Source organism: Vibrio sp. 03_296, from assembly GCF_002265885.1.
In genome coordinates, this window is the sequence record NZ_NPKW01000896.1 from 1 (window position 1) to 322 (window position 322).

A 322-nucleotide genomic window follows, 5' to 3' on the forward strand; every position below is an offset into this window, starting at 1 on the left:
TTGCGACCCCACTTGAAGCGGCAATACCCTGCACTGCAGCAGGTTTAGATGCCAATGACCAATGGCCAAGACTTTGTGCATGCGCAATGATAACGGCTAACTGAGCGGATAAAGTGACTAGGAAGGATTCTTCCATCTCACTGAAAAGTCGTGGTGTTTTCTGCTGGATAACCAGTACGCCCAATACTTTTTTACGATGGATGATCGGCGTCGCCTAAAAACGAGTGATACGTTTCTTCGACCTAACTGAGGAAATATTTGAATGCGGGATGCTTACGAGGCTTCGGCTAAGTTAAGAGGCTCAGCGCTGCGTTTCACTAAG

1 pseudogene is annotated in these 322 nt (G+C 47.5%); it reads right to left on the bottom strand.

Annotated features, from left to right (window positions below):
- Window positions 1–322, bottom strand: a pseudogene (locus CIK04_RS28705) (GAF domain-containing protein); the annotation flags it as partial.